Annotated in this window: 1 protein-coding gene; it reads right to left on the reverse strand. The window is 60.3% G+C overall.

Features of this window, described 5'->3' with window-relative positions; genetic code table 11:
* Window positions 1-47: 47 nt before the first annotated feature.
* A complete protein-coding gene (locus F6X42_RS42620; RefSeq protein ID WP_187639729.1) occupies window positions 48-1313 on the reverse strand; it encodes an IS256 family transposase in 1266 nt (421 codons plus the stop codon).
* Between the last annotated feature and the right edge of the window lie 117 nt (window positions 1314-1430).

Genomic DNA, 1430 nt, shown 5'->3' on the forward strand with positions numbered 1-1430 from the left:
GAGCTAGCGTCAAGACTGGTGTATAGGCAACTTGATGAGCAGGGACTTCAGGCGGCGAGTTTCTGCTGAACCGGTTGATCGTCTTTCACCGGTTCGCCATCCCTGAAGGCAATGCCTTCCAGCAACAGCTTGATCTTTTCGGGCCCGTTGACGCGGCGCCAGGTTTTCTCGGCTTCCTCGATCAGCTTGAATGCCAGACCAAGGAAGGTTGGTCGCGACACACAGTTGCGCGTGCGCGTCGTACGGTGTCGCACCGTCGCGAACGTCGACTCAATCGCATTCGTGGTCCGTAAATGCTGCCAGTGCTCGGCCGGGAAGTCGTAAAACGCCAGCAGGCTTTCCCGGTCCTTCTTCAACGTTTCCGTTGCCTTCGGATATTTCGCCGCGTAGACCGTCACGAAACGATCAAACGCGGCATACGCGTCGGCGCGCGTGGCGGCCATCCAGATCGCCTGCAGATCTGCTTTAGCTCTGCCTTGCTGCGACTTCGGCAGCGCGTTCAGGACGTTGCCCATCTTGTGGAACCAGCAGCGCTGGCCGCGCGTTGCAGGAAACACTTCCTCCAGTGCGGCCCAGAAGCCCATCGCGCCATCGCCGACGGCAAGCAGCGGCCCAGCCTGCAGGCCTCTCGATTTCAGGTCGAGCAGCAACTCCTGCCATGACGCCTTCGACTCGCGATACCCGTCACCGATCGCCACACGCTCCTTGCATCCATCCGGCCTCACGCCGATGATCACCAGCAGACATTGACCGTCCGAGTTCTCGCTGCGCAGCCCGGTGTGAATGCCGTCGACCCACCAATATACGTAGCGCGATTTCGACAGATCGCGTCGGCTCCAGCTCGCATGCTCGTCGGCCCACTGCGCCTTCAGACGGCTCACCACATTGGCCGACAGGCCTTTGGCGTCGTCACCGAGCAACACGCTCAGCGCTTCGCTCATGTCGCCCGTGGAGATGCCTTTCAGATAAAGCCATGGCAGCGCGGCACTCACGCGCGGCGACTTCCTCACATACGGCGGCACAATCGACGAATTGAACTTCACACCTGATCCTGACCGATCGCGAACCTTCGGCACCTTCACGGCAATCGGGCCGGCCGCCGTCAACACCTCGCGCTCCGGCAAATAGCCGTTGCGCACCACGGCGCGCTGCCCATGCAGGGTCTTGACGTTCCCGAACCGCTCCAGCAGCGCCGCGAGCTCCGCTTCGATCGCCTGCTGGATCACCTGCCGCGCTCCAAGACGCACCAACTCGTCCAGTCCCAGACCGACTTCCGATAGACCTACAACCGCTTTTTCCGTAAACTTATTCATGGTGGATGGTTTGTTGTTTGCTGGGTTCCGACTTCGACAATCAGATTCTCAGCTAAAACCTCCACCGCCTTCAATCTCCCGCCTCAACTCCCCGTACACCAGAATCGAGCTTAGCTC

Origin of the sequence: Paraburkholderia podalyriae, assembly GCF_014397785.1 — a bacterium.
Taxonomy (GTDB): domain Bacteria; phylum Pseudomonadota; class Gammaproteobacteria; order Burkholderiales; family Burkholderiaceae; genus Paraburkholderia; species Paraburkholderia podalyriae.